At 61.2% G+C, this 24495-nt stretch carries 24 protein-coding genes and 3 pseudogenes; 11 read left to right on the plus strand and 16 right to left on the minus strand.

Translation table 11 applies throughout. From position 1 onward, the window contains the following. Positions 1-83: 83 nt before the first annotated feature. A complete protein-coding gene (locus GGR03_RS18550) occupies positions 84-1085 on the plus strand; it encodes an MBL fold metallo-hydrolase (protein ID WP_183210263.1) in 1002 nt (333 codons plus the stop codon). Between the two features lie 255 nt (positions 1086-1340). On the opposite strand, the gene GGR03_RS18555 is transcribed toward GGR03_RS18550, so the two are convergent. After that, the gene (locus GGR03_RS18555) at positions 1341-1676 is read right to left on the minus strand and encodes a hypothetical protein (RefSeq protein ID WP_183210264.1); all 336 of its coding nucleotides are present in this window, start codon (positions 1674-1676) and stop codon (positions 1341-1343) included. Positions 1677-1756: 80 nt separating this feature from the next. Here GGR03_RS18555 and GGR03_RS18560 point away from each other — a divergent pair, with 80 nt between their 5' ends. The 3 genes from GGR03_RS18560 (at position 1757) to GGR03_RS18570 (ending at position 4657) form a co-directional block, all read left to right on the plus strand. Further along, the gene (locus tag GGR03_RS18560; RefSeq protein WP_183210265.1) at positions 1757-1993 is read left to right on the plus strand and encodes an acyl carrier protein; all 237 of its coding nucleotides are present in this window, start codon (positions 1757-1759) and stop codon (positions 1991-1993) included. Between the two features lie 450 nt (positions 1994-2443). After that, the gene (locus tag GGR03_RS18565; RefSeq protein ID WP_183210266.1) at positions 2444-2620 is read left to right on the plus strand and encodes a hypothetical protein; all 177 of its coding nucleotides are present in this window, start codon (positions 2444-2446) and stop codon (positions 2618-2620) included. A gap of 1146 nt (positions 2621-3766) precedes the next feature. After that, a complete protein-coding gene (locus GGR03_RS18570; protein WP_425486728.1) occupies positions 3767-4657 on the plus strand; it encodes an outer membrane protein in 891 nt (296 codons plus the stop codon). A gap of 78 nt (positions 4658-4735) precedes the next feature. Here the strand turns inward: GGR03_RS18570 and GGR03_RS18575 are convergent, their stop codons facing one another. After that, complete coding sequence (locus GGR03_RS18575) at positions 4736-4972, minus strand: DUF6894 family protein (RefSeq protein WP_183210268.1); 237 nt, start codon at positions 4970-4972, stop codon at positions 4736-4738. A 77-nt stretch (positions 4973-5049) separates the two neighbouring features. After that, the gene (gene ligD, locus GGR03_RS18580; RefSeq protein ID WP_183210269.1) at positions 5050-6150 is read right to left on the minus strand and encodes a non-homologous end-joining DNA ligase; all 1101 of its coding nucleotides are present in this window, start codon (positions 6148-6150) and stop codon (positions 5050-5052) included. A gap of 330 nt (positions 6151-6480) precedes the next feature. Here ligD and GGR03_RS24800 point away from each other — a divergent pair, with 330 nt between their 5' ends. Next, complete coding sequence (locus GGR03_RS24800; protein ID WP_183210270.1) at positions 6481-6753, plus strand: WGxxGxxG family protein; 273 nt, start codon at positions 6481-6483, stop codon at positions 6751-6753. 78 nt (positions 6754-6831) lie between these two features. On the opposite strand, the gene GGR03_RS24935 is transcribed toward GGR03_RS24800, so the two are convergent. Together GGR03_RS24935 and GGR03_RS18590 are read right to left on the minus strand one after the other, a co-directional pair. Further along, entirely contained in the window at positions 6832-6984 is a 153-nt protein-coding gene (locus tag GGR03_RS24935; protein WP_425486723.1) for a DUF6894 family protein, read from the minus strand. A gap of 176 nt (positions 6985-7160) precedes the next feature. Next, on the minus strand, positions 7161-7895 hold the full coding sequence (locus tag GGR03_RS18590; RefSeq protein WP_183210271.1) for a Crp/Fnr family transcriptional regulator: 735 nt from the start codon (positions 7893-7895) through the stop codon (positions 7161-7163). A gap of 293 nt (positions 7896-8188) precedes the next feature. Here GGR03_RS18590 and GGR03_RS18595 point away from each other — a divergent pair. Then, positions 8189-9193: pseudogene (locus GGR03_RS18595) on the plus strand (IS110 family RNA-guided transposase). Positions 9194-9455: 262 nt separating this feature from the next. Continuing rightward, positions 9456-10110 (plus strand): annotated as a pseudogene (locus GGR03_RS18600) (SOS response-associated peptidase). Between the two features lies 1 nt (position 10111). On the opposite strand, the gene GGR03_RS18605 reads toward GGR03_RS18600, so the two are convergent. The 10 genes and pseudogenes from GGR03_RS18605 to GGR03_RS18650 form a co-directional block, all read right to left on the minus strand. Beyond that, a complete protein-coding gene (locus GGR03_RS18605; RefSeq protein ID WP_183210272.1) occupies positions 10112-10555 on the minus strand; it encodes a MarR family winged helix-turn-helix transcriptional regulator in 444 nt (147 codons plus the stop codon). Between the two features lie 68 nt (positions 10556-10623). Then, complete coding sequence (locus GGR03_RS18610; RefSeq protein ID WP_183210273.1) at positions 10624-10887, minus strand: hypothetical protein; 264 nt, start codon at positions 10885-10887, stop codon at positions 10624-10626. A gap of 58 nt (positions 10888-10945) precedes the next feature. Continuing rightward, positions 10946-11206, minus strand: coding sequence for a hypothetical protein (locus GGR03_RS18615; RefSeq protein ID WP_183210274.1), 261 nt, complete (start codon positions 11204-11206; stop codon positions 10946-10948). Between the two features lie 211 nt (positions 11207-11417). Next, complete coding sequence (locus GGR03_RS18620; protein WP_183210275.1) at positions 11418-11693, minus strand: hypothetical protein; 276 nt, start codon at positions 11691-11693, stop codon at positions 11418-11420. A gap of 153 nt (positions 11694-11846) precedes the next feature. Further along, the gene (locus tag GGR03_RS18625) at positions 11847-12287 is read right to left on the minus strand and encodes a hypothetical protein (protein ID WP_183210276.1); all 441 of its coding nucleotides are present in this window, start codon (positions 12285-12287) and stop codon (positions 11847-11849) included. A gap of 165 nt (positions 12288-12452) precedes the next feature. Further along, positions 12453-12731, minus strand: coding sequence for a hypothetical protein (locus tag GGR03_RS18630; protein WP_183210277.1), 279 nt, complete (start codon positions 12729-12731; stop codon positions 12453-12455). 691 nt (positions 12732-13422) lie between these two features. Beyond that, positions 13423-14382 carry a TIGR03885 family FMN-dependent LLM class oxidoreductase gene (locus GGR03_RS18635; protein WP_183210278.1) on the minus strand — a complete coding sequence of 320 codons (960 nt, stop codon included), beginning with the start codon at positions 14380-14382 and terminating at the stop codon, positions 13423-13425. 889 nt (positions 14383-15271) lie between these two features. Next, complete coding sequence (nadE, locus tag GGR03_RS18640; RefSeq protein ID WP_183210279.1) at positions 15272-16774, minus strand: NAD(+) synthase; 1503 nt, start codon at positions 16772-16774, stop codon at positions 15272-15274. A gap of 187 nt (positions 16775-16961) precedes the next feature. Further along, a pseudogene (locus GGR03_RS18645) lies at positions 16962-17687 on the minus strand (SDR family NAD(P)-dependent oxidoreductase). Beyond that, the gene (locus tag GGR03_RS18650; protein WP_183210280.1) at positions 17684-18364 is read right to left on the minus strand and encodes a DUF4336 domain-containing protein; all 681 of its coding nucleotides are present in this window, start codon (positions 18362-18364) and stop codon (positions 17684-17686) included. The pseudogene GGR03_RS18645 and the gene GGR03_RS18650 overlap by 4 nt, the downstream one beginning before the upstream one ends. Before the next feature lie 343 nt (positions 18365-18707). Between GGR03_RS18650 and GGR03_RS18655 the strand changes: the two genes are divergently transcribed. The 4 genes from GGR03_RS18655 to GGR03_RS18675 all read left to right on the plus strand — a co-directional run bounded on the left by GGR03_RS18655 (position 18708) and on the right by GGR03_RS18675 (position 21440). Next, the gene (locus GGR03_RS18655; protein ID WP_183210281.1) at positions 18708-19214 is read left to right on the plus strand and encodes a YciE/YciF ferroxidase family protein; all 507 of its coding nucleotides are present in this window, start codon (positions 18708-18710) and stop codon (positions 19212-19214) included. A 277-nt stretch (positions 19215-19491) separates the two neighbouring features. Beyond that, the gene (locus tag GGR03_RS18665; protein ID WP_425486724.1) at positions 19492-19764 is read left to right on the plus strand and encodes an SDR family NAD(P)-dependent oxidoreductase; all 273 of its coding nucleotides are present in this window, start codon (positions 19492-19494) and stop codon (positions 19762-19764) included. 116 nt (positions 19765-19880) lie between these two features. Then, positions 19881-20702: a class I SAM-dependent methyltransferase gene (locus GGR03_RS18670; protein ID WP_183210283.1), complete on the plus strand. Its 822-nt coding sequence runs from the start codon at positions 19881-19883 to the stop codon at positions 20700-20702. A gap of 81 nt (positions 20703-20783) precedes the next feature. Beyond that, a complete protein-coding gene (locus tag GGR03_RS18675; protein ID WP_246368230.1) occupies positions 20784-21440 on the plus strand; it encodes a class I SAM-dependent methyltransferase in 657 nt (218 codons plus the stop codon). Positions 21441-22250: 810 nt separating this feature from the next. On the opposite strand, the gene GGR03_RS18680 is transcribed toward GGR03_RS18675, so the two are convergent. Beyond that, positions 22251-24320, minus strand: a complete 2070-nt coding sequence (locus GGR03_RS18680; protein WP_183210284.1) for a putative bifunctional diguanylate cyclase/phosphodiesterase — start codon at positions 24318-24320, stop codon at positions 22251-22253. Positions 24321-24495: the final 175 nt, after the last annotated feature.

A 24495-nucleotide genomic window follows, 5' to 3' on the forward strand; every position in this document is an offset into this window, starting at 1 on the left:
CTCCAGTGAGACCGCCACGCGGCGGACCGCACATTGAACCATGAAAGATGCCCGCCTCGAAGCGGGTGCTTGGAGGAATAGCCATGTCGACGCGCCCGCTTCGGTTTGATCGCCGCACAGCTCTCATCTCCGCCGCTGCACTTATCGCCGCGCCGGCTCTACTAAGAGCGGCGCCCGTCTGGGCTAAAGCGCCTATCCGCGGCGCGGCATCGCCTGTCTTCCGGCGCTTTCGTCTGGGCGCGTTCGAGGTCACCACGCTTCTCGATGCCAGCGCCATGATCGACGGCCCTTGGCCAATCGTCGGCGAAGATCGACCGGCCGCCGAGGTCGAGCAGCTGATGCATGCCAATCTACTGCCGGAGAATAAGTTCCGCCCCGGTTTCTCGCCAACACTGATCAACACAGGTACGGACCTCGTGCTGTTCGATGCCGGCAACGGTGAAAACGGCTTCGTACCACCGCCCAATGGCGGCTGGCTCGTCAAGTCGCTGGCGGCCGCTGGCTATAGTGCCGATCAGGTCGACGTGGTCGTTGTCACGCATGCCCACCCGGATCACATTGGTGGCCTTCTCGTCGATGGACGGCCTGCATTTCCCAATGCCCGCTATGTCGTCGGCGAGGAAGAGTACCGCTTCTGGAAGTCGGATGAAGCGCTCTCCGCGCCGAAGGAAAGCAACGAGCACAAGTCGGCTCTAATGTTCCGCACGCACCTTTTACCACAGGCCGAGCGGACAAGCTTTGTCAAACCGGGCGAGGACGTGACACACGGCATAGTCGCCGTTGAAGCCTATGGGCATACGCCGGGTCATCTTGCTTTTCATGTCGAGAGCGAGGGCAAGCGCCTGCTCGTTTGGGGCGACTGCGCCCATCACGAAGTCGCGTCGCTGGCACGGCCCGAATGGCATGCGCTATTCGATCAGGACAAGGCAAAGGGCGCCGCAACACGAAAGAAAATCTACGACATGGCGGCCACCGACAGGTTGGCCGTGGGGGGCTATCACACGTCATTTCCATCGCTCGGCTACGTCGAGCGGCGCGGTGATGGCTACCGCTGGCTTCCGGTCAGCTATCAGCTTGATTACTGATCGGGCGGCAATTCTTGGGAGATGCCGAGCCCGGTTTTTGCCCGGCGCCGGATGGGCTGCTGGGAGTCGACAAGGGTCCAGCAGTTTTCCCACTTACGCCAATAGCAGCCGGAAGCGAATCGAGGCCGGATATCGCCCAACAGCTGGAATACCCCGCGCCAGTCGATCGATCCGACCCGCTTGTCGCGGCCTGTGCCGCGTTACTGGCAAGACCGAGGCGGAAATCGATCTGACTTTATTGATTCGGTGGTTTGATTACTGCTCGATGGCCGCCTGGTGCGTCGTGGCCGTGACCACATACGCCGCTCGGCAATTGGCGATAAACCCGACCGCATCACCCAGGACGCGCTTATCTCGGCGATCGGCGACCTGCACGAGACGATCATCAAATTCCACGAGACGGTGCGGCTGATGGCGGATCGGCTGGACCGGGATCGCGACGAGCGCCGGCTCCGCGAGGATCTTCAGCAGGAGCACGATCTCAATGACCTTCGGGATATCGTCCGGTCCATGAGCAAGGATCAGCGCCGTGACTAACGGCAGAACATTTTCCGGTCGGTTGCGTGAAGAGCCCGCCGGATGCGCATACATCTGCCTGCTGGATTAGGAAGCCTCAATTCCGCGCCACACGCCTTCTACGGAACGCTCCTTCAGAGGCGTGCGAGGATTTTATGAGCGACACCGAAGAGCGCGTAAGAGCCATTGTTGCCGAGCATCTCGGTTTGGATCAAACGAAGATCGAATTGAACAGCGAAATCGCCGATGACCTTGGCGCTGACAGCCTTGAGGTCGTTGAGCTAGTTATGAGGTTCGAAGAAGAATTTGGAATAGAGATACCCGATGGCGAAGCTGAGAAAATAGTCACTGTCGAGCATGCCGTGAAATTCCTCGACTCCAGACGCTCTTGAGCGCCCATCGACCTTTCTCTCCGGCTCGGGGGGCAGCCAGTGATCGAATGGATCAAAGCTCTCGGCGGATTGGAGTATTACGGATCGAGCTAGCCTCTCCCCCATCATCGACCCGCCGCGCCCGCGTTGCCCTTCATCGGGTGGCGCGGGCGCATTTTGCGTTAAAGCCATAGACGTTGAACATTTCCAACGGATGATCGTTCTGGGTGAAAACGGGAGGACCCTTATGAGCGACTTGCCCAAAGATGAAACAGATCCCCTGAAGCCTGGAGATGAAGCCGCGCCGGGCACTCCTGGGAGCGGTGAGAACGTTTGTCCTGCCTGCGGGGGTAGCGGCCAAAATCAGGGGGAGCCCTGCTTGCGCTGCTTGGGAACAGGAGTTGTACTGGAGGGGATCGGTGGCGGCTAACCGAGATGGTTCTGCTTCGTCTCTTATAGGAAGATCTCAAGATGAACGAAAAGAAGCCCGAATCCCCTGGCGGATGGGACGCCAAGATCAATGCCAAAACCGGAGCGAAAGACGCGGCGGGCAAGGCTATGGGCTACGAGGATGCAGAAGCGCAGAAGCGCGAAGATCGCTCGGCACGTGATAAGCGAGAAAAGCCGGGCTCCGGTTCAAACGAGTAGCAGGTTTTCGTTCTCGCCGGCGTTGTTGAGTGTTACCTCGACCCGCTAAGCTTCATCTTGCCCCCGCGGGAAACCGCACGGGAGAGGAGCGCACGCACGGCCCCACCAGCGCGCTCGGCGTCCCGCCCGCACAAAGCCTCCACGCGGCGGGGCGCACTCTTCGGGAGCCGCCAGATTTATGACCGCTCGAACCACGTCTCGGTCGATGGTTGTGATCGCGACAAGCGGAAGCTGCGGGAGGATCTGCGGCAGCACACGATCTGAACGACCTGAAGAACATCATCCGGTCGGCGGTAAAAAGATCAGGCAAAGGGGTAGGACGTATCGACGAATTGGGCCCCCCGCGTCAAAATGCTCAGTGGCGCGGTATCTTCACAGTAGCTCGCACAACTTGCTCGCCCGGGTCTCCCGCGCGGGTTTTTTTGCGTTGTGAGATTATCTGGTGGAACTATTCGGACCAGTCCGGCGCCTTCGTAGCCTCCCGCTCGGCCTCGAACCCTTCGGCCCACAGGGTGTGATTGGGCGATCGCGGTGAGTGCGGATTGAGAGCCGCTATGCCGCCGGTCCGAAAGGCTTTTCGTCCCTCCGCCCACACCGTCCGCTCGCGTTCGGCGGCGGAAATTTTTGCGGCAAGGTCTTTGGCGACGTCGCTCGTCTCCTATCCCCGGTGTCTGCCGACTCGAACGACTAACAATAGCTTCTGTTGATAGATCCAACATGGAGTGTCAGCGACGCGCGGAAAATCCGCGTGTCGGTTCCGTCGCGGACGCTGATGCTCATCACATGGGGATTTTCGCCCGCCAGTGCGTCTCGGGCCACATAGGCAAGGCATCTATCGCGGCCTCTCGGGCAGAGGCTGATGTGTAGCATTCGGCACCTTCTTCATCGCGAAAGAGAACGCCGTTGTCGTCGAGTCGAAATAGTAGCGGGCCACGGTGATCTCCGCACCGAACACGACTGAAGTGATTCAGCAATCTACCATCTTCTGTAGCGGGAATCCGTAAAGGCTTACGGCAGGGGTTCCCTGTAAGCTAAATGGTAATTGATTAACCATTCCGATTTACCTTGTTCGTTAAGAGCGCGGTGAGCATTCCCGCCGCGGCCGTTATGCAGTCGGGGAGAAAATTCGAAATGAAATCGATGCTGATGGCGACCGTCGCCGCGATCGGCGTCCTGTCGTGCATGACCGGCACGACCCGGGCGGCGGATATAATCGAGCCGATTTACGTCGAGCCCTCGGCACCCGCCTATGAGGAACCCGTCAAGGAAAACTACTCGGGCTGGTATATCCGCGGCGACGCGGGATATCTCTTCAGCAGCAAGACCAGCGGTGACTACAGCGTCTTCGGCGAGCGCGGCTCCCGCTATCACTTCGACGAGCTTGAGACAAAGTCGTCATACACGTTAGGTGCTGGCCTTGGATACCGCTTTTCCGACCACTTCCGCGCGGACGTCTCGCTCGACTACTACGACCTCGATATCGATGGCCGCAGCGACTGCCCCAGCTATGTCGGCTTCGGTTGCAACTACAATGACAGCACGTCGGCCGATGTGTGGACGGCGATGGCGAATGCCTATGTGGACCTGAAGAAATTGGGCTCCATTACGCCGTATATCGGCGCCGGCCTTGGCTTCGCCCATGTCGGCTACGGCAAGATGAAGAACGAGATCTGCAACCCGACCTGCGGCGCGGAGGGCAATTTCATGGGCTACCACGAGGGCGAGGACAGCTGGCGCTTCGCGTCCTCCCTGATGGCCGGCGCCAGCGTCGACCTGACCAAGCAGCTCAAGCTCGACGTCGGCTACCGCTACACCCGCGTCTTCGAGGGCGACGCCTTCGGCTACGACCAGGTTGATTCCGCCTTCGGCGCTAGCGGCGTTCAGGGCCGGGACCACGGCTTCAACCTGCACGCGGTCCGCGCCGGCCTGCGCTACGAGTTCGGCGGCGGCTTCGGCAAGGGCAAGGAACCGCTCTACGCGGCTGCCCCGGCATATGAGGAGCCGGCTCCGTTCTACGAAGAGCCCGTCTTCAAGTAGGCAGAGTCCGCGCCACTCTCATGCCAGAACCGCCGTCCCTTCACCGGGGCGGCGGCTATTTTGCGTTCAGGCTTCAGCTTACTGCGGCCAGCCGGCATCGACAGTCAGGCAAGCATGGAACACGGGCTTATCGGCCTGATCACGGACACTGATGCTGATCACGTGGTGATCTCCCTCCGTCGATGCGTCGCATGCCATCTTCGGCAGCGAATCCATCGCGGCCTCCCGCACGGCGCCAAGAGATCCGCACTCAATCCCTTCATCGTCGTGGACGAAAAGACCATTGTCGACGATGTCGAAAAAGTAGGGGGCCATACAGATATCTCCGGTGGGTGCCGCCCTCTTAGCACGGAAGACACTCCCGCTGTCGCTTCTGATGCCGCTACGTCGCCTTAATCTCGGTGGCCGTCTAGTTGCGTTGAAACGTCATCCGGTTGCTCCTGCCGGCGACAGGCGAAGACGTCAGCGCGGTCGGCCACCTCGCGCAGGCCCTTGAATGAGGCGTGGCGGAGCTTTCGGTCTCCGGTCCAGCCGCGGTATTCGATCTCGGCGACCAGCTCGGGGCGCGAGAAGACCAGCTTCCGCTCCCTTGGCGCGTAAGGCGGTCGGTCCGTCTTCATCGCGTCTAGCTGTTGCTTTAGCTCGCGGACCTGATCGCCTTTGAACCCGGTCCCGACCGAGCCGACATACACGAGGCCTTCCTCGCTATGGGCTGCAAGAAGCAGGCTGGCGATCGCGCCGTGCACCTTGCTCGAGGGCTCGTAGCCGATGACCGCGAAGCTGTCGCTTTGGATGCATTTGATCTTCAGCCAGTCGCCGCGGCGACCGCTCCGGTAGGGCGCCTCGCGGTTCTTTGCGATGATCCCTTCGAGGCCGTGCTGGCAGGCGATCCGCAGCAGGTCCGCTCCTTCGGCCTGAACCTCCTCCGACAGCCGTATCGTGCCCGTCGCATCCCGGAGCAGATCCTCGAGCAGGTGACGACGTTCGACGAGCGCCATGCCGGAGAGGTCGTGCCCATCGAAGTAGAGGAGGTCGAAGGCGTAGAAGATCACCTCCTCGCCGGCGATGCGCTTGCCGCCGCGTCCGCCAAGAGCCTGCTGAAGGGCAGCGAAGTCCGAGCGCCCTTGGTCGTCGAGGACCACGGCCTCGCCGTCCAGGATGAGGGCAGGGGCGTCGAGCGCGACGGCCGCCTTAGCGATGGCGGGGAAGCGATGCGTCCAGTCCTGGCCGCCTCGGGTCAGAACGCGAGCACCCCTGCCATCTACGTGGATCGCTAGGCGGTAGCCGTCCCATTTGATCTCGAACGCCCAGTCAGGCCCCACGGGCGGCTTGGCTGCCAGTAGGGCGAGGCACGGCTCGATGCGATCCGGCATCGGGTCGAAGGGAAGCTGCGGCTGGCGCGGGTCGCGCGGCGTCAGCGTCCTGCCGCGGGCAATAATATCCGGCTCCTGCTGGAGGCCGATCGACTTCGGGGGACGGGGACGCTTCGCCATCCCGCCATTGCGTCAGAAACTGCTTAAGATACGATGATCTCAAGCTACGGCATGCCGAGACGTTACCCAGGGCTATGCCTTTAGCGTAAGCGGCTACTACGTCGGTCACCGCGACGCGGGAAGGCCTGATAACCGACTGGTTCGGCCTCTTAAGTATCGAGCAGCAGCCGGACGCAGCCGCGTTTTCATGCCAGAAGGTCGAGCTGAAGCTGGCGTGCATCGGCTTTTTCGCGGCGCAGTCTGTTGCCACCACCGCAGTTCACGAGGACCTCACAGGAACGTTCCCAGCCTGCAGCCATTGCAGCTCCATAGATCACTGGAGAAACGAAAATGCGACGCAATCCCCTCTATGCCGCAGCTCTGTCCGCTGGCCTTTTCGCCGCGACCGGCCCTGCCGCTCTCGCTCAGACCACTGCGCCCGCCAACGACCCTGTGCAACCTATGACGAATGCCAGCCAGAACGATGACGACGACGGCTTCGATCTTGGGTGGCTTGGACTTATCGGCCTTTTGGGTCTGGCCGGCCTGGCGGGACGCAAGCGCACGACGCACGTGGACCCGGTCAACCGGCCGATTGATCCGGAAAACCGCCCGCGCGTCTAGACTCCACTGCCCATCGCCGTCGCGCCAGAGCCGCCGTCCCTTCGCCGGGGCGGCGGCTTTTGTCGTTCCGGGATCTGGTTACTGCTGCCACCTAGCATCGAGCGTCAGCGACGCGTGAAAGACCGGCTGGTTAGCCTGATCACGTACACTGATGCTAATCACTAGGTGATCTCCGGCCGGCAAAGCATCGCAGGCCATTTTGGGAAGCGCATCGATCGCGGCTTCTCGCACCGCGTCCCGTGTCTCGCCACTCGATGCCGTCCTCGTCGGGGACGGTGAGACCGTTGTCGTTGATGTCGAAAAAGTAGCGGGACACGCAAGCTTCCGGGGGACTTCGCCTCTTCAGCACGTAGACGCTCCAGCTCCTCCATTCGATCCCGACAAAGCCACGGAATGTCCTTGGCCGCCTAGCTTCGAGACTCCGGGTCGAGGTGGAGATAGAAGGGGTCGAACTCCGCGATCTTCTGCAGGCGTTCCCGGTGCACGATCGTCAGGTGTCGCTTCTCGATCGCGATCAGACCTTCGCTACGCAGATCGCGGAGGGTCCGGTTGATCTGCACGACGGTGAGCCCCATCGCGTCTCCGATATCCTGCTGCGTCATTAGGCGGATCGGCCGGTCCGCCAGCCCGACTGCGTCGAGCCGGACGTAGAGCTCGCACAGCATGTGGGCGACGCGCTGGCGTGCGCTCAGTCGGCCGAGGCAGCGCACCCATCGGCGGGTGACAGATCCGTCGATCAGCGTCTCCCGCCAAAGGGCCGAGGCGATCCGGGGATTGCGCCCGCTGACGTCTGCAAGCGCTTGGTGCGGGATCATCGCGATCTTGGAGGGCGCGATGCTTCCGAGACTGTGATCCATGGTTGGCAGATGCAGTGACTGCAGGTCCGGAATATCGCCGGGCACGTAGAAGGAAAGGATCTGGCGCTTGCCCTCGCGAGTGTCTAGGAACCTGGCAAGGAAGCCGTCGACGATCAGGACGCAGTGATGAACGCGGTCACCCTCACAGCTGATCGTCTCGTTCTTTCTAATCTCACGGAGCGTGGCCGGCAGTGTTCGCAGGTCCGCCAGTTCCTGCTCGTCCAGGCCCGTCGAGCGACGTAGTCGTTTGATGAGAATTTCGGCAGGAGCCGAACTCGAGAGCATGGTTTGTCCAATCGGGAAGGTGTGGAGATCGCTATAGCACCAAAGGGTGTTCAAATACCGACCGGATGTTGAATGAACCGAGCTGCTGTTCCGTTCTGCCTCTCCATCATCTTTCGTACGGCCAGGCTGATAACTGTAGCTAGCCCGGCTCATCTCGACGGCAGCTGTGGGCCGTGCTCTGCTGCCGAGATGTGCTGGTGTGGACGGCCTCTCAACCCAAGCGCTTAATGACGTTTTCAAGCGTCACAGCCAGTTGAGAGGAGAGACCAGTGAATATTCCCATCCGCATTGGCATGGACACCTCCATGTCGGTGTTCCAACTCCACGGCGTCGATCAGAACGAGGTTGTGGTCGTTCGCCGGCAGTTCCGGCGCGCTGAGATGATCCGCTTCTTCGAGAGGCTTCCGTCGGTTCTCGTTGCCATCGAGGCATGTGGCAGCTCTCACCACTGGGCTCGCCTGCTGCGATCCTTCGGCCACGAGGTGAAGCTGATTCCGCCACAGTACGTGAAGCCCTATGTGAAGCGCGGTAAGAACGATGCCGCGGACGCTGAAGCCCTCTGCGAAGCTGTCACTCGGCCGAGCATGCGCTTCGTGCCGGTGAAGTCGAAGGAGCGGCAGGCGGCCTGCATGCTGATGACAGTACGGGAGCGTTTAGTCAGCGTGAAGTCGCAGCTCTCGAACGCCTTCCGAAGCTATGCAGCGGAGTTTGGCATCGTCGGGGCTGCGGGTCGACAGAACGTCAATGCACTCATGAAGCGCGTCCTTTAGGATGACGATCTACCGGCGATGGCTCGGGATCTCTTCCGCTTCCAGGCCAAGGACTACGCCGCGGTCGAGGCACGCCTCAAGGAGATCGAGGCCAAGCTAATGAAGTGGCATCGTGAGGATGAGATCAGCCGGCGAATTGCAACGATTTCGGGCGTTGGCCCGATCGGTTCGACGATGTTGAGCATGAAGGCTCCTCCGCCCGAGACGTTCAGGTCCGGTCGCGACTTTGCGGCTTAGCTCGGGCTTACGCAAAAGGATCATTCGACGGGCGGTCGTCAGAGGCACGGAGGCATTACAAAAGCCAGGGACTCCGTGCTCCGTTCAACATTGATTGTCGGCGTAACGGCCTTGCTGAGACACGTACGCGCTGGTCGTCACAGACCTACGCCATGGCTCGCCTCACTACTCGAGCGAAAGCCGCCAAAGCTGGTGGCGGTAGCGCTGGCCAACAAGTTCGCCCGCATCGCATGGAGACTGATGGTCTCGGGCGGAGTTTACAACCGAATGGAGGTCGACACGCCAACTTGATCCGAGACCGGCACCGACGAGCAGGCTGCTCGGCGGATAGCCCACGGACTTGCAGGACGCTGTAGATGGAATGACCGATCGGTCGATACGTGCGGGCTTCCGAAGATTACGCTAGCACCAGCGAATGTCCTCCATGTGCTTGGAACGTGCGTAGCGAACACCATCTTGGCCAGCGGGCTTCCCTGCGCAAATAGGCCGACATCTGATAGCAAGCGATCAGGTCAATACTCTGCTACGATCCTACAAGCCGGAGGCCGTCCACATCTGCAATCTTTACTCCATCACCAAGGGCCAGACGGCCATCCTCGAGTTCACCCGCGCCATGCGGGACCGGACCGGCAACATGCCGCCGCTGCCGGGCGTCTTCCCGGACACCACCGCTCCGGTCGTCCGGAACGGCGAGGACGGGGTGCGCGAGCTGACGATGGCGCGCTGGGGCATGCCCTCGCCGAAATTCGCCCTGGAGGGCAAGAAGACCGACCCGGCGTGACGAACATCCGGCGGACCAACAGCCCGCACTGGCGGCGCTGGCTCGGCCCGGCGCACCGTTGCGTCGTGCCGCTGACCTCGTTCTGCGAATACGACACGATCGACGGCAAGAAGGTGCCGAACTGGTTCGCCCGCGACGAGAGCCGACCCCTGATGGTCTTCGCCGGACGAACTGGACCAGCGTACGGAAGGTGAAGGAGGGGGAGGTCAACGCCGACCTCTACGGCTTCCTCACCAGCGAGCCGAACGCCGTCGTCGCTCCGATCCACTCGAAGGCGATGCCGGTCATCCTGACGGAGCCGGACGATATCGACGCGTGGATGCGGGCGAAGTGGGCGGAGGCGTCGGCGCTGCAGCGGCCGCTGCCGGATGACGTGCTGCGGATCGTGGCGCAGGGCGATCGGAAGGACGGGGAGAGGGCGGTTTAGGTCAGGAGCTGCTTCGCGGTTTGCGCAGGAACTCCTCAATCAGCCTCAGGTCCCGTTCCACCCGGTTCCGGTCATCCATCTCCCGGAATCCCTGTTCTATCGATTGCCACACCTCCTTGATGCGTCTCTGCATCTCGGTGCCGGAAGGTGTGATGCAGATGAAAGTCAGCCGAGCATCGTGTGGATCTCCGGCGCGCTCTACGAGGCCTTGAGCCGCAAGATACCTTACCATCTTCGAGACGGTCGAGGGGCGTATGCGGAGGCTATCAGCCAGACGCGATACATTCGTTCCCGTTTCCGGAGATAGTGCCAGGAGCAGCTCGTCCTGCCCAGGATAAAGGCCGATCTCAGCGAGCTTGAGGCCCATCAGCCCTCTAATCGATCTGTTGATGGCGAAGATCTTCGGCAGAAGCTGCGTCGTCGAGGGATTCTTGATTTTGGGCATATCCGTAACGCCCTCTCATTGATCGCGGAAAGTGGGGATCGGCCCATTCAATAGCACAGCGGTCCGCTTCAACCGTCCCCCGTCCCGTTCGCCGCGTCCGGCTGATGCAGGTAGCCCGTCTGTCGCTCGATCTCCCGCATGACGCTGTTCCAGTAGCGGCGGCGGCGGATGACACCGTCATCGACCCAGCGCGCATCCTTCTCTGCCGCTCGCCGGCGTTCGCGCGCCTCCAGCCATGGATCCCTGGTGCCGTGCATCGCCAGGAGCACAGTCACCTCCTGCCGGATCTGGGCAGACGGCCGGAACAGGCGGGCGAGCAGGCGCCGGATCATGGCCCGACCGGCGGTGAGCAGCCAGGGCCAGAGAGGGGCGAGGCAATCAGCAAGTTCTTCAAAGGCCCAAGGCTGCCAGTATCCGCAGCGTCTGTCGGCCGCGTTGCGTGAGCCGATACCAGAAGGACATCCGCCAGCCGGGCACGACCTCGGCGAGTTTCCTGCCCGTCAGGTAGTCCGCCGCCTGCAGTTCCCGTCCCGTCATCTCTTTCATCTCAAGCCCTACGCAGTCCTCTTCTGGACCCTCGTTCAGGCGGTGCATAAGGACGATGCGGGAGGGGGTGAGGCCGAGGTCGCGTAGATCGGGGTTGCGAAACATCAGCGTTCGCTCCCTGCCCGGACTCCGCAATTGAGCGCTCGCCCAAAGCGCGCCGGTAGCCTCCCGCGCGCCGAGTGGGCTGTGTGGCCTTGGCATGGGAATATGTGCGCGGGCGCGGCTCGTTACGTGCTAAGAATGGCGAAGCGCCGCCGATGCGCATCGGCGATAGTGCCGGATGCCGAGTCCTCAAGTTGGCGTCCGTAGCGCCCCGTCATCGGGAGGTGGCGGGGCGCGTCTCTTCCCTGGCGATAATCTCATCTTGGACCCGGCGGTGCGCCGCCGTAACTTCGTCCTGCTCGTGACGCATCAGCACGTCCCACTCCGTCTGGCCTGCGGGGGTGGACAGTGCTGCCCGGAACTCCTCCATCCAGAGGCACCAGGCATCGCAGTCCGCGGCAAGCTTGCGCAAGTGCACGTCACCGATACCAGAAAGCGACCCCCGGTTCTCGAAATCGACCGCAGCCGGAAGGGTGTCCCTCTGGGACATACGATATGCCTGACAGGTAGGTTTGGCAGAGGGTAACTGACCCCAGTATAGGCCAACCGCCAGACTCCGGAACGGTTCCGTCGGCGGCAAGCTGGCCAATCACTTTGGTGCGTTGTCTCTGTTCTGCGAACCTAACATCGCCGAGAACAGTGCCTAGCGGCGAAAACGATACGGCTCGCACATGTCTAGCTTGACCCCATAATGCCCGCGGTCGCTGAAGCCCCGATCCCAGCCCCCAACAATAAATGCCTCGACGCTGACGGGCATCGCGGTGAACCCCGCTTTCGCCAAAGCTCTCTTGAAAGCGACCGCATCGCGACGCGCGAGATTGCCGACCGTCAGGTCGTCAATGGTCACTGTTACAGCGTTCGGATCAAAGGGATTGGTCGGCTCCTCGACCAGAATTGCCATGCATTCCATCTCGTGACCGGTCTTGGTTCGTCCGCCACAGAGGCTATCAAGCTGGTTCTGGTAGTTGGCCTCGCCAACGATACTGAAGTCGAAGCTACCGTCCCCGTCGACTATCACTTCGTCGAGCCACCGATCAGGCTGTGCGGCTATTCCGCGCCCGAACAGCCATCTGAAAATCCCCACTAGGCCCACCCTTCCTGATCTAAGTCATGAATATCATCGTGCGGGACAGCGTGGCGCCGCACGTTTCCGCCGTCGCGATCCGGTGCCGCTTATCCACCTCGACCTTAGCTTTAGAAGGTCTTTGGCTCCAAGATCTGAGGCCGTGCTACATCCTAGTTTAGCTGCTCACTGCGAGACTTGTTCTAAAGGCAGTGTCGGCATCTGTGGCTGGTGTCGGTAGCCGGTCTGACGCTCTATTTCGCCCATTACGCGGCGCCAGTAGAGGCTGCGATGGCGCCACTCGATATCGGCGCTCCACTGCGCCACGCCCTCGGCAGCCTGTCGCCGCCCGCGTGCCTCCATCCAAGCGTCTCGCGGATCCTGATAGGTCGCGAGAAAAGACGTCACCTCGTCTCGTATATCTTCGGCGGGCTCCAGAAGTTGGGCGAGCAGACGGGCGATCATGGCGGGTGAATTCGCGACGCAAGAGGCATTGATTAGAATCTTAACGATTGATTAACAGATCGGTTTGCGTTGTCGAATCAATCCGGTGCCGCCGCCGGAGCATATCCCATTATGGTTAACACCCTTGACGACGTTCCCGCTTGGTTCTTCAACGAGCGATGGACCAGACTCGCTCCCTGCTTCAGATCGCCGACCGGCTCGAGACTGCCTTCCGCCACCGGAAGGTCGCGCGCCTGAAGCCGGAGACTGCACTCTTGGCTGCCCTTGCGCTTCGCTCTTGGTGCATAAATCCTTTCCCGCAGGATATCGGTCGCGCCCTGTGCTCGGTAAGGGACGGTTACTCAACCGTGTGTATGGGCTGCCTCGGCAAAGCCAACGTCATCCACCGGCTGTACAACGGGGAGAAGATGTGATGCCCCCAGGCTGGAGTGATACCTTTACTCTCCCGCGACCTCCGCAGGCACCTCGCCATGCCGAACGAGCACGATTGGCTCCTCCAGGACTTCGCCGGTCTCGATGTTGACCGTCTGCTCTACCGCCACGACCCCGACCACGTTCAAAGTGCTCCACTCAGGCGTGACTGCATTACTGAGCAAAAAGGGGCCGCCACGGACCAAATGCTCCGGGATCGGAATTCTCGAAAGCTTTGGTGTACCGATACGCCCTTATAGCAGCCCGCGCCCGTCCGACGTCACCGTAGCTGGGGCAATACTTTTTCGCCGAAGGCTTCGAGGAACCGTAGCTGGTTCTGGTCTACTTGGTGTAGCAGCAGTTCTGAAAACCCGATCCCTTTGAACTCGTTGAGCCACGCGGCGTGTTGTCCGAGATCCGAGGAGACAAGTACCGCATTCCGCATGTCCTCAGGGCGAACATGCCGAGTCGCGGTATCGAAGTCTTCCGGCGAGGACAGCTCCCAGTTCACCTGTCCGCCGAGGACGTTGTAGCGCCACTGGCCGTGTGCCGCGGCCGTCGCCTCGTCGTCCGTCGGCGCCCAGTTCAGGCCGACTTGCAGGTGGAGAGGTTTGCCTTCGCCCCCACCGCGCCGGAATGCATCCACCACCTTCTTCAGTTGGCGAGGCTCCGTACTGACGGTCAGCAGCCCGTCGGCCCAGCCGCCGACGAACTCGGCCGTAGCTTCGCTGACCGCGGCCCCGAGTAGCAAAGGCGGTGTTTCGGGGAGCGAGTAGAGCTTGGCATCGATGACAGTGACGAGCCCCTGATGCGTGACGGTCTCCCCCTGTAGCAGGGCTCGGATCACGTCGGCGCATTCCTTCAGCCGGTCGTTTCGCTCCCGTTTGCTCGGCCAGTGCTGACCGGTGATCGACTCGTTCAGCCGCTGGCCGCTGCCGAGGGCGAGCCAGAGCCGGTTGGGGAACATTTCAGCGAGTGTCGCCGCCCCTTGGGCGATCACGGCGGGATGATAACGGTATCCCGGGGCGGAGATCACCCCGAAGGGGAGGGCAGTGGCCGACATAGCTGCGCCGAGCCAGGACCAAGCGAAGCCCGAGTGACCTTGGGCGGGACCCCAAGGCTTGAAGTGGTCCGACGACATCGCGCAATCGAAGCCGACCTGTTCCGCCATCCGCACGGCGCGCAGAAGCTGGGAGGGCGGAAACTGTTCATGCGAAGCGTGAAAGCCGATGCGGGCCAAAGCGTGCTCCTCCTTTTTGCCGGATCCATCGCCAACTGCAGGCAAAGAGCGTGGTTCCTGCATGGGACGTCCGGATTGTTTGGGCGGCGATATTCCGCCTCTCGCGGCTTCGCCTGAGTTGGGGCAGGCATAGCTTGGTAGCTAGCTGCAAAGAAGCTCGCCGCAAGTTCATCATGCTGGCCGCCACCGAAATGCGGCATCAGGCAGAAGGTGGTGATGCTGAACTTCGGTATACCTTGGGGGTATGGGCTAGTTAGCCCAACCGCGGTGGTTTGCTACGGTACTAATCCCAGGGCCTAGGCCACGACGGCAAATTCGCCGCCCGAAACGGTTTAGTGAGTTTCAAAAGCCCCTGGTTCGCGCCCCAGGGCAGTTCTGCGTAGTCGGTCGCCAATATCATCGGATGTCTGGCCACTTAGCCCAAATGGCTTCGGTGGGTTACATACCGGCGATGCGTGGCATGGCTTGATCGGTGATGACCTATTTACAGCCTCTTCAATCCTGAGGATGTAAGTGCCTCGGCTCCGGAGGTCGCTGGAACACGCGCGGTGCCCGTGTCCTCCAGCATTACCACCATGCTCATGAGCACCAGCGGATCGTCGTCCACTGCGAGATGAGCTTGGACGTAGCCGGTACCGATGATTGCGCCCGAACCGGCTCTTCCTGCGATTGGGGCGCCGCCTCGGCGACGGGTAGGCAGAAATCCGCCGCGCTACAATGCCGTCGGAGTCCAGCAGGGCGTAATCGGTGACCGCCTCGATCAAGATCCGATAGCACCTGTCCTCGGTGAGGGAGGAGGAGAACCGTACGACCTGTTCCATCGGAACTCCATAGCGTCTCGACGCTGCTGAGCCGGTGGAAAAACCACAGGAAGCGCATGTGCACCCGCTCAGGCCAGTTCGGCCAGACCTAGGGACAGTGCCTTTCGGATCGCGGCCGTCACGATCTCCTTCGGCTGGCCCCGGAAGTGGCACTCGGTCACCTGTGGCGTTCCACCCGCGAGGAGCGTCGCGATGTACACCAGGCCCACCGGTTTGCCCTGATCCGGCTCCGGACCAGCAACGCCCGTAATCGCGATCGCCAGTTCGGCCCCTTTTGCGCGCTGCAGCGCACCCTCGGCCATCGCGCTGGCCACTTCCGGGTCATAGACTGTCCGATCACCGATCAGCGCGCTGGAAACGCCTAAGGCATCGATCTTCATCGACGGGCGGTAGGTGACGAAGCTGCCTTCGAGCACCGAAGAGCTTCCCGGGGCGGCGGCGATGCAGGCGCCGAGCAGCCCGGCAGTGCAGGACTCGGCGGTGACAACTCGCATGGGCCTCTCGGCGAGGGCGTGGGCAAGGCGCTGGCCCAGCGCTGCGATTTCTCCCGAGAACGAGGCGAGAGCACGGTCGTCGCGCAGAACGGCAGGTCGGAACAGGCGGTCATCGATCAGATCCAGTATCCCCAGCCGGTCCGCCCGCGGATGGTCGAAGATGACCGGGTTCATCCGCTTGAACCACGTCATGCGCAGCCGACTCAAAACGGCGCCGATAGCTTGTACGGCCACCGGATCATCGCCAGCCCCCAGGACCTCGGGAAGCTCTTCCGCGGTCAGTGAAGGGTTCTGGCGCAGCGCATCCACCACCGCGAAGACGGCTATGTCCCACTCCAGATAGGTTGCGCCGATCTGCGCCTCGTCTCCTTCGCCTATGCCGAGCCCATCAGTCGGCTTTGCGCGCCATGTGCGCTCCGGTACGGCATATTCGCGCGCCATCCAGGGTATTTCCCATGACTTCAGCAGCGACTGCACCGGTGCAAGGTCGCCGACGTCGCCATGGAGGGTCCAGAAACCCGCGCCAAGTTCCGAGAAGTTGTCGGTGCTCGCCACCAGGCCGCCCCAGCGATGCGCCTGATCGTAAAGAGTGACCATTCGCAGCCGTGCGCGGATATTGCCGCGCCTCGTGCGCAGCGGCTCAGTGTCCGAAGCGGGCAGTTCCTTGTCCAGAGATCCCAGCCCCGCGACCACGTCCCTGTATTGTTGCGACAGATCGAGATGCAGGTGCTCCAGGCCTAGCGCGCGGCATGCTTCGGTGCCGCGCTCGGTCTCGGTAGGATCCTGCTCGATAGGAAGGGTGTAGCCAACCACGCGCCAGCCGGCCTCCTTCAGCAGCGCCGCCGTCACCCCGCTGTCGACGCCGCCGGACATGCCAAGAACGGCGGTCGAGACGCCGGCCTGCTCCCGGTAGCCGACGAGTTGCTCGATCAGCCGCTCTCCCACAGCCCGGAGGTCCGACGGCGGCAGGAAGTGCCCCGACTCGACCTGCTCGCGCAGCCGAGCGTCAAACCACCGCGACAGTGGCCCACGGGGCCTCTGCCGCGAGAGTTCAAGGATTTCGTCCAGATATTGCATCGACCGGTCTCCTAAACCATTTCGCGCAGAACCATGGCGGCAGGTCGCGGTTCCGACTGCATCGGGCCGAGTGCTCGAAACACGCGGGCGGACGAAAGTGCTAGCCTACCGCGCGCGCCCTGGAGCAACGGAGGCGGTCGACGTCGCGCGCCGATCGCCTCCGTTTATCCGTGCCAGCGCACCGGGATCAGCGGTCGGTGTGCGGCTCGGCCATCTTGCGACGCTGTTCGGCCATCAGGCCGTCAGGGGTAATGTTGGTGAGCGTCGACTGGAGCTGGTTTTTCTAGCAGCTTGCAGCGTCTCCGGATCCCTTCATCATGGCGTCGACGCCTGTTTGCGCCACCATCGCGGAATCGTCCTTCTTGCCTGGCCCACGGGCGTATCGAGCATGTCGGCGCGGCGGAAGAACTGGGTGTCGGTAGGGCCGGGCATCAGGCAGGGCACCGTCACCTCGGTCTCCTTGAGCTCGTCGCGCAACGCCAAGGCGAAGCTGGCGAGGAACGCCTTCGTGCCGTTGTAGACGGCCTGAAAGCTACCGGGGGTGAAACCGGCGATCGAGCCGGTGATCAGGAGCTTGCCACGGTTCCGGGCCCTCATGTCGGCTCCGACCTTCTGGATCAGATAAATGGTTCCGGTGATGTTGGTGTCGATGACGCGCCGGATCCGGCCGAAATCCTGGTGGAGAAAGCCGCCGCCGAGTCCGACGCCGACACTGGCGAGGAGCACCCCGAACGGGCGGACGCCGATGGCGGTGCAGAGCTTGTCGACACCCTCTATCGTGGCAAGGTCGGCATGGACGGCCTCGACAGAGGCTCCAAGACCCCTGTACGGTCGCGGCGCCGTGCGCCCGACCTATCGCAGCAGCCAGTCGAGCGAACGACGCAGCCGGGCTGCGCCATCCCGTTCGAATCAGGCACCATGCGAGAAGATGACGCGATCCGGTTCCAGCGCCGCAATATGGCGCGCCGCCGCCTTCGCGTCGTGCCCCTTGGCTCTTACGACCGCCCGCAGATAGATCGGAGCCCGCCCGTGCGGCGCCGTGACGCCGGCTAGCCTCGCCGGAATTCGCGACGCCCGCGGCAGTTTACCCGGCTCGAGATTCTGCACCAGATCGACGAGGACGAGCGTACGGCTCGGTTGGTGGAAAAGCGCCACCTCCGCGAAGCTGCCTATGCCGGGAACGATGATCGGGACGATCTCCTGCGGCCAGTCCGCGGCGCCAGGAACGATATCGCGGTCGAGCCTGACGCCTGAACGGCGAACCTGCCGACGGTCCCGCAGTCCGGGAGCCGCCCATGTCACGGCATCCGGCACGTGTTCCTGCCACGACTTCAGGAAGGTCCAGTGCGCGCTATTAGGCGCAACGAGGTGCGCGATGCGGCCGATCTTCTCGATCTCACCCTTCAGCGCCGCGTCGAACCTCGTCGGAGAGTGGAGGAGCAGGCCGCCGTCGGCCTGACCGATCACCGTCATGCGGACCGGCAACCGCAGGCCGAGCGGGCGGATAGGGCCACTGTCGACGATCCAGATGCCCTCGGCGACCTTCTTGGGCACGTCCAGCGGTGGATAGAGAATTGCCTCGTCCTGCATGTCAGCTTCCGATCAACGCAAAGATCATCTCGCCTGCGCCGAAGAACCTGTTCCAGATTTGCTCCATTGGCTCTCTCTGCATATTCGGTGTCTCCCTCCTCTGCGCACAACGCGCCTGCTGGGTTTCAGATGCGCAGATGGGCAAAACATCCCTCAGTCGCGCGTTCCACCTCGGGAAGGTTCCTCGGAACAGAACCCGCGGCTTTGCGGCGATCTCCGGCTTTTGGCTCGCAGCGCCGGCCGACGCTCCTCAGCCGACCGTCGAAACAACCGCGTCGGCGAAGCCGATCATGCAACTCTCGAAGCGTTCAGGCCTTTCCCGCTCACCACGAAGGAGGTCACGATGGCGATCAGCGGACTTAGAGATTTGTATATCGCCGAGTTGCAGGAGGCGCGCAGCTTCGAGGCGCTCCTGACCGAGGCCCTACCGAAGATGGCAAAGGCAGCGTCGGAAGAGCAGCTGCGGCAGGCGTTCGAGCAGCACCTCGAGGCAACGCGGGAACAGCTGGGCAGCGTCGAGGCCCTCCTAAATGAGGCCGGTGCGGATCTGAAGGCGCACGAGGACCAGTCGATGAAGGTGCTGATCGAGCAGTCGCAGAAGATGGCCGACATGGTCGTCGAGGGGCCGCTTCGCGACGCGGCGCTGATCGCCTCGGCCCAGCGCATCGAGCATTACGAGATCGCCGTCTACGGCACGCTCGCCACCTACGCCAAGATCCTCGGGCTCGACAACGATCACCAGATCCTGAGTGGCATACTCGGGGAGGAAAAGGATGCCGATGACCTGCTGACGGACATCGCGATCGGAATGGTAAATCCGGCCGGGGCCGAGAAGGAGGCCGGGGGCTGACGCCTGCGTGCGCCTGGAGCCGGCTGCCGAGAGACTTTCCGTCATGGTCCACGTTTTATCGGTGGTCGCTGCCTGGCGTGACGGCTGCATTTTCGAGAAGATCAACCATGCTCACGCCATGGCCGACCGGGAACGGACATGGCCTTCCGCCAGGTGTTAAGTCCCGGCATTTGGTGGATCGGATTGAGAGTGAATCGTTCAACTGCGACGCGGCTGGCGCATCTGGAAGAGGTCTCTGTCAATGCAACGAAGCGGCTCACGCGGTCATGTCACCGTCATGACCGGTGCATCCAGCGGGATCGGGCAGGCGACGGCAGAGGCCTTTGCCCGCTCGGGAGCAAAGCTGGTTCTGGCTGCGCGCGGCCGGGACGCGCTGGAGAAGGTGGCGGAGGGCTGCAGGAAGTTTGGTATGGAGGTTGTCGCCGTTCCGACAGACGTGAACGACCCTGCGGCCGTGGCCGCCCTGCGCGACCCTGACGCGGTGATGGATTTTCGCGTCGTCTGGCCTGCCCGATGCCCTTCACAATTCCGCCGAAGTCGGGGCAGCTAATTTGGGTAAGGCTCGGTCAGCGGGTGATCCCATCAACGGCTCCTCCCGTACGGGCGACTACGCACTGTTCCAATGGATTATGGGCGGGTGCCTTCGGATCCTGTGGAGGACAGATGATGAGTGCGACATCGATCCCCGCCATCCAGCAGCACAATCAGAAGTCCGCCGGAGTGTGGAATTCAGCAGGTAGCGGTTACGAAGAAATCAGCCGCGGCATCGCAGACTCGATCGCGCATGCGGTATTGCGGTTGAACCCGCAGCCAAACGAGCATGTCCTGGATCTCGCGACTGGAACCGGCTGGACGTCGAGGCTCGTGGCCAGACGGGGTGCGCGCGTGATCGGGGTTGATCTCGGTTCGGATCTCATAGGGTCAGCGCGGCAGCGAGCTGCGGCAGAAGGCGTGAGCGCTCAATATCGCGTCGCGGATGCAGAGGGGCTGCCTTTCGCGGATGGCGAGTTCGCAGCGGTGATATCCACCTGCGGGATCATGTTCGCAAGCCGTCCTGAAGCCGCGGCCGCCGAACTTGCTCGCGTCACCCAGCCTGGAGGACGTGTGGCCCTAACGACCTGGCTTCCGGACAGCAATGTCTTCGAGATGTTCAAAGTGATGAAGCCCTACATGGTCCCACCTCCGGAACCAGCGCCGCCATCACCGTTCGAATGGGGAAGGCGCGAGCGGGTCAAAAAGCTTCTGGGCGATGCCTTCGACCTGAAGTTCGAGGATGGCATTTCGTACTATCGGGAGCACAGCGGCGAAGCCGCATGGGAGACGTTCTCGACGAACTATGGACCGACTAGGTCGCTCGCGACGAGCCTGGACGAAGAGCGGAGGAAGGATCTTCGGCGAGAGTTCGTGGCATTCCATGAGCAGTTCGCAAACGAGGTCGGGATTTGTGTTCCGCGCACCTATCTCCTCACGATTGGGGTTCGGCGCTGATTTTCGGAATGGCGCCTCGTGATCGGACGACCATTAACTTCGGGCCGCCGGGTGCGGGAAGCGCATTTCCGAGGAGTTTCGATGGTTGCGTCTACTCGTCACGATGCCTGGCAGGCCGGGGAAAGCTACGACGCCTACATGGGCCGATGGAGCCGTCCGATCGCATCTCGCTTTTTGAATTGGCTCGAAGTGCCAGAGGGACTCGATTGGCTTGAAGTCGGCTGCGGGACCGGTGCCCTGACGGAGGCCATCGTTCGGCATTGCGCACCGGCAGGCGTGACGGCCATCGACCCCTCGGAAGGATTCATCTCGCTGGCCCGGGCAAGAGTTGCCGATCCGCGTGTACGTTTCCGCATCGGCGATGCAGCCAGTCTGGCGCGGATGTCGGCCGCCAGCCGCGACGTAGCGGTCGGTGGTCTGGTCCTCAACTTCATCCCCGATAGGGTAGCTGCGCTTGCAGACATGATGCGGATCGTCCGGAGGGACGGGGTGGTCGCCTTCTATGTCTGGGATTACCCGGGCGGAGGGATTGAGTTCATGCGGACTTTTCGGACCGCAGCAGTCGAGCTTGATCCAGAAGTGCGGGATCTGACCCAGAACAGCCGCTTTCCCTTCTGCACCCCTGAGGGCCTCATCGCACTCGCTCGTGAGGCCGGACTGCGCTTCCCAGAGTGCATGGCCATCGAGGCGCCGTCGGTGTTCAGCGACTTCGAGGACTACTGGTTGCCGTTCACGTAAGGGGCAGGACCGGCCCCTGGATATTGTGCCGGGCTCGATCCCGAGCAGCGTGAGCGTCTGCGGGATAAGCTCTCGAAGATGCTGCCCCAGCGCGAAGACGGCTCAATTGCGCTCAATACTAGGGCGTGGACGGTGAGCGCACACGTCTGAAGACATGAGCTAAGTTTCAGGGGCTCCTACGGATGAGCCGGAAAAATGAGACCGCCAATGCTGGGTTCTCGGTGGTGACGTAGACCTTGATGCCGACCCGCATCTCGTCGACGAAGTTTCTCACCCAGAGCCTATTTCTCCGGGCGACATGAACGTTAGGCTTGGCGGTTGCGGCCCGGCCAGCTAGCTCAAGGCATCTGATCCCCAACGTCAGATGAAGCGGTGGAACATACTCCGCTGTTCATCCCGATCCGGGCTCGGATGACGTCGTGGTCGCCACCTCGAACCACCCTCTCGCCGACTGGAAATTGTCTCCGATCTAGGAACTTCGAGTGTGACCCGGCGTACAGCCATCGCCGTAGGGAGCTATTTTAGACGCCGATCGGGTGTCAATTTTGAAGGCCGTCTGACAGGTCGACAGGGAGGAAGTGGTTGTGAGGAGATCGCTGTGGCAGCAGAGCGGCACTTCGCGGTCGCGGAGCACCCCTTTGGCCGTGCACTCGCGTCGGCGCCTACGACCCCTAGCGCGCTATTGCGGAAGGCAGGCTAGAGTGCCCGGCTTTCGGCGCTCAAACTGTCCCTCAAGCGTTCACGCCAGCGGGCACCGTCGAACCCGTTTACCCTGGTGCAACTCAGATGGCTGCAACAGTGAGGTAAACATCAAAGTGAATTCGACATCTGCAGGCCTTGTGGAGCGATTATAGATTCTACATTGGCTGACGGGACAGGGCGTCCTACATAATACCCCTGAATGTAGTCAACTTCGTAATTACTTAGTATTTTCATCTGTTCGCATGTTTCTACGCCTTCCACCAGTATCTGGGGCCCTCGGTTACGAATTAAAGCGATTATATCGTTCAACATCGTTGCATCGCGGGTGTTACTAAGATTATTAATAAAGGAGCGGTCGATCTTAACGGTATCAAAGTCGATTAGCCGGAGCCAAGATAAGCCCGCAAAACCCGTACCAAAATCGTCGAGCCATATCCGGACTCCGAGCTGCCTTAGCGCGCCGATGCTGCGCAGCACTTCGGAATTCAGTTCAAGATCCAGACCTTCAGTCACCTCAATAGCGAGTCTGGTACCGGGAACCCGCCGCTCATTAAGAATATCCTCAACCGTTTTCGAGAATCCGGGTGCTCTCAGCTGGACGACCGAGATGTTTACGGTGGCGAACGCAATATGCCTGTTGCTCAAAAGCTCTTGGCAGACCGTGTCAATCGCCCAACGCCCCAACTCAAGGATCGCGCCTGTTCGTTCTGCGATTGGAATGAAGACGCTCGGCGGAACGTCGGTTCCATCCAGCATTCGAAGGCGCATCAACGACTCAACCGCGTCGACGCGACCCGAGGGTAGGCTTTGGATGGGCTGGTAGACCAAAGAAACCAGATGCCGATCAATTGCTGTGCGGAGCAAGGCGGCTACCGCTTCGCTGTCATCTCCGCTTTTCGGATCACTTGGATCAAACAGGTGAACACAGTTGCGCCCACTCGCTTTGGCGCTGTAAAGAGCTCGGTCCGCTTCGTTCAGGAGCGTTTCGACCTTCGAACTGCTTTGCCTCCGGGTCATACTCGCGCCGACGCTCGCGGTGACGATATTTTCGCCGTCCTTCCGATGCGGGTGGGTTACGGTTATGTCTGCCACCGCCGAGCGCACTGTCTCAGCAAGGGCTTTAAGCTGAGAGTCATCGGCCAATGGGGCGAGGATGATGAATTCTTCACCGCCGTACCGTCCGATCAAGCCGTTGTAAGGCGCAATCGCCCGCTGTAGGGCCTTCCCCACATAAACTAGACAGCGGTCGCCCTCTTGGTGGCCATGATAATCGTTGAAGCTCTTGAAAAAATCGATGTCAGCCAGGACGACTGCAAATGGAGTGCTGGTAGTTAGCCATGTGCTCCAGAACTGCCGAAGCTTTTCGTCTATGGCCCGCCTATTCATCAAGCCGGTTAGGGGGTCGGTGTTGGACAAACGGAGGAGGGTATCACGGCGTTCTGCCAGTTCCTCCTGACGCCTCTCGGCCTGGAAAGCGTTCAGGAAAACTCTGTACCGCTCGAGGTTTAGTTTCCAATTTACGTAAGCTGTGAAGGAAAAACATGAGAGATAAAATGTACTGAAAGCAAGTGCATAATTCAGCGAAACCGTAATTACGAATATCATAGCTACAAAAAAAGCTAATGTCACCAATATTGATGCAAAAATTGCGTAAATAGGTTTGAAATTAAACAAAAGGCTCGCGACCATCATAAAGATTGTCCCGAAGACCATGTAATAAGAAACGCTTAACGTGTGTATGCTGTATACGGCGATAGAAAGCCACGCAACGTAGCAAGCTACAATAATTCCGGCGCAGGTTGCTTCAAGATGGCTTGCGCGAGCGCCCGCTTTGATGAAGGCTTCTACTATACAAAACGCGGCTGCCCCAAACAGAATCCGCGCGCCAGTTGTCGCCTCGGCTACATCGGGAATGAGTACAAAATCGAGAAGCGCGAACGAGATGTATATAACAACCGCGACCCACATTGTATAGCGTGCGTCTGCCCGCCTATAGGGCTCTCGTCGACGATTGTAGACCTTAACCAGCGATGCTGAACGGGAAGCGTACCAGGGCTTGGCGAGCTCCGCTTCTACCAGATTCCCGTGCCGGCTCAGGCGGTCACCTCTTTCATGCCCGCTGCCGAAAGGCGTTCTGGGAAGTGAGTTTCTTAGATTTTTGCGGGTGCCAGGCTTCATCAGTCCTCGATCAGGTTCTCTGCCGGCTGACCACAGATATGGGATTGTAACGAAGTTGATCAGCGTTCCTGTTAACGCCTCAGTTAAAATCTTACTCTCTCATAATTGAGATAGGACTGACAAAATTGTCCGCGTACGCGTACGTGTTTTCTGTCGTGTTTAATTAAGTGAAAAT

This window comes from Aurantimonas endophytica (assembly GCF_014196845.1).
Taxonomy (GTDB): Bacteria; Pseudomonadota; Alphaproteobacteria; order Rhizobiales; family Rhizobiaceae; genus Aurantimonas; species Aurantimonas endophytica.

Excerpts from the sequence above, each read along its gene's own strand:
- GGR03_RS18675 (WP_246368230.1), top strand. The coding sequence starts at position 20,784 with ATGGTTGCGTCTACTCGTCACGATGCCTGGCAGGCCGGGGAAAGCTAC.
- GGR03_RS18550 (WP_183210263.1), top strand. The coding sequence starts at position 84 with ATGTCGACGCGCCCGCTTCGGTTTGATCGCCGCACAGCTCTCATCTCC.
- GGR03_RS18575 (WP_183210268.1), bottom strand. The coding sequence starts at position 4,972 with ATGGCCCCCTACTTTTTCGACATCGTCGACAATGGTCTTTTCGTCCAC.
- GGR03_RS18620 (WP_183210275.1), bottom strand. The coding sequence starts at position 11,693 with ATGTCCCAGAGGGACACCCTTCCGGCTGCGGTCGATTTCGAGAACCGG.
- GGR03_RS18650 (WP_183210280.1), bottom strand. The coding sequence starts at position 18,364 with ATGCAGGACGAGGCAATTCTCTATCCACCGCTGGACGTGCCCAAGAAG.
- ligD (WP_183210269.1), bottom strand. The coding sequence starts at position 6,150 with ATGGCGAAGCGTCCCCGTCCCCCGAAGTCGATCGGCCTCCAGCAGGAG.
- GGR03_RS18605 (WP_183210272.1), bottom strand. The coding sequence starts at position 10,555 with ATGCCCAAAATCAAGAATCCCTCGACGACGCAGCTTCTGCCGAAGATC.
- GGR03_RS24800 (WP_183210270.1), top strand. The coding sequence starts at position 6,481 with ATGCGACGCAATCCCCTCTATGCCGCAGCTCTGTCCGCTGGCCTTTTC.
- GGR03_RS18565 (WP_183210266.1), top strand. The coding sequence starts at position 2,444 with ATGAACGAAAAGAAGCCCGAATCCCCTGGCGGATGGGACGCCAAGATC.
- GGR03_RS18655 (WP_183210281.1), top strand. The coding sequence starts at position 18,708 with ATGGCGATCAGCGGACTTAGAGATTTGTATATCGCCGAGTTGCAGGAG.
- GGR03_RS18555 (WP_183210264.1), bottom strand. The coding sequence starts at position 1,676 with ATGTATGCGCATCCGGCGGGCTCTTCACGCAACCGACCGGAAAATGTT.
- GGR03_RS18590 (WP_183210271.1), bottom strand. The coding sequence starts at position 7,895 with ATGCTCTCGAGTTCGGCTCCTGCCGAAATTCTCATCAAACGACTACGT.
- GGR03_RS18670 (WP_183210283.1), top strand. The coding sequence starts at position 19,881 with ATGAGTGCGACATCGATCCCCGCCATCCAGCAGCACAATCAGAAGTCC.
- nadE (WP_183210279.1), bottom strand. The coding sequence starts at position 16,774 with ATGCAATATCTGGACGAAATCCTTGAACTCTCGCGGCAGAGGCCCCGT.
- GGR03_RS18560 (WP_183210265.1), top strand. The coding sequence starts at position 1,757 with ATGAGCGACACCGAAGAGCGCGTAAGAGCCATTGTTGCCGAGCATCTC.
- GGR03_RS18610 (WP_183210273.1), bottom strand. The coding sequence starts at position 10,887 with ATGATCCGGCGCCTGCTCGCCCGCCTGTTCCGGCCGTCTGCCCAGATC.
- GGR03_RS18680 (WP_183210284.1), bottom strand. The coding sequence starts at position 24,320 with ATGAAGCCTGGCACCCGCAAAAATCTAAGAAACTCACTTCCCAGAACG.
- GGR03_RS18630 (WP_183210277.1), bottom strand. The coding sequence starts at position 12,731 with ATGATCGCCCGTCTGCTCGCCCAACTTCTGGAGCCCGCCGAAGATATA.
- GGR03_RS18615 (WP_183210274.1), bottom strand. The coding sequence starts at position 11,206 with ATGTTTCGCAACCCCGATCTACGCGACCTCGGCCTCACCCCCTCCCGC.
- GGR03_RS18665 (WP_425486724.1), top strand. The coding sequence starts at position 19,492 with ATGACCGGTGCATCCAGCGGGATCGGGCAGGCGACGGCAGAGGCCTTT.
- GGR03_RS18570 (WP_425486728.1), top strand. The coding sequence starts at position 3,767 with ATGGCGACCGTCGCCGCGATCGGCGTCCTGTCGTGCATGACCGGCACG.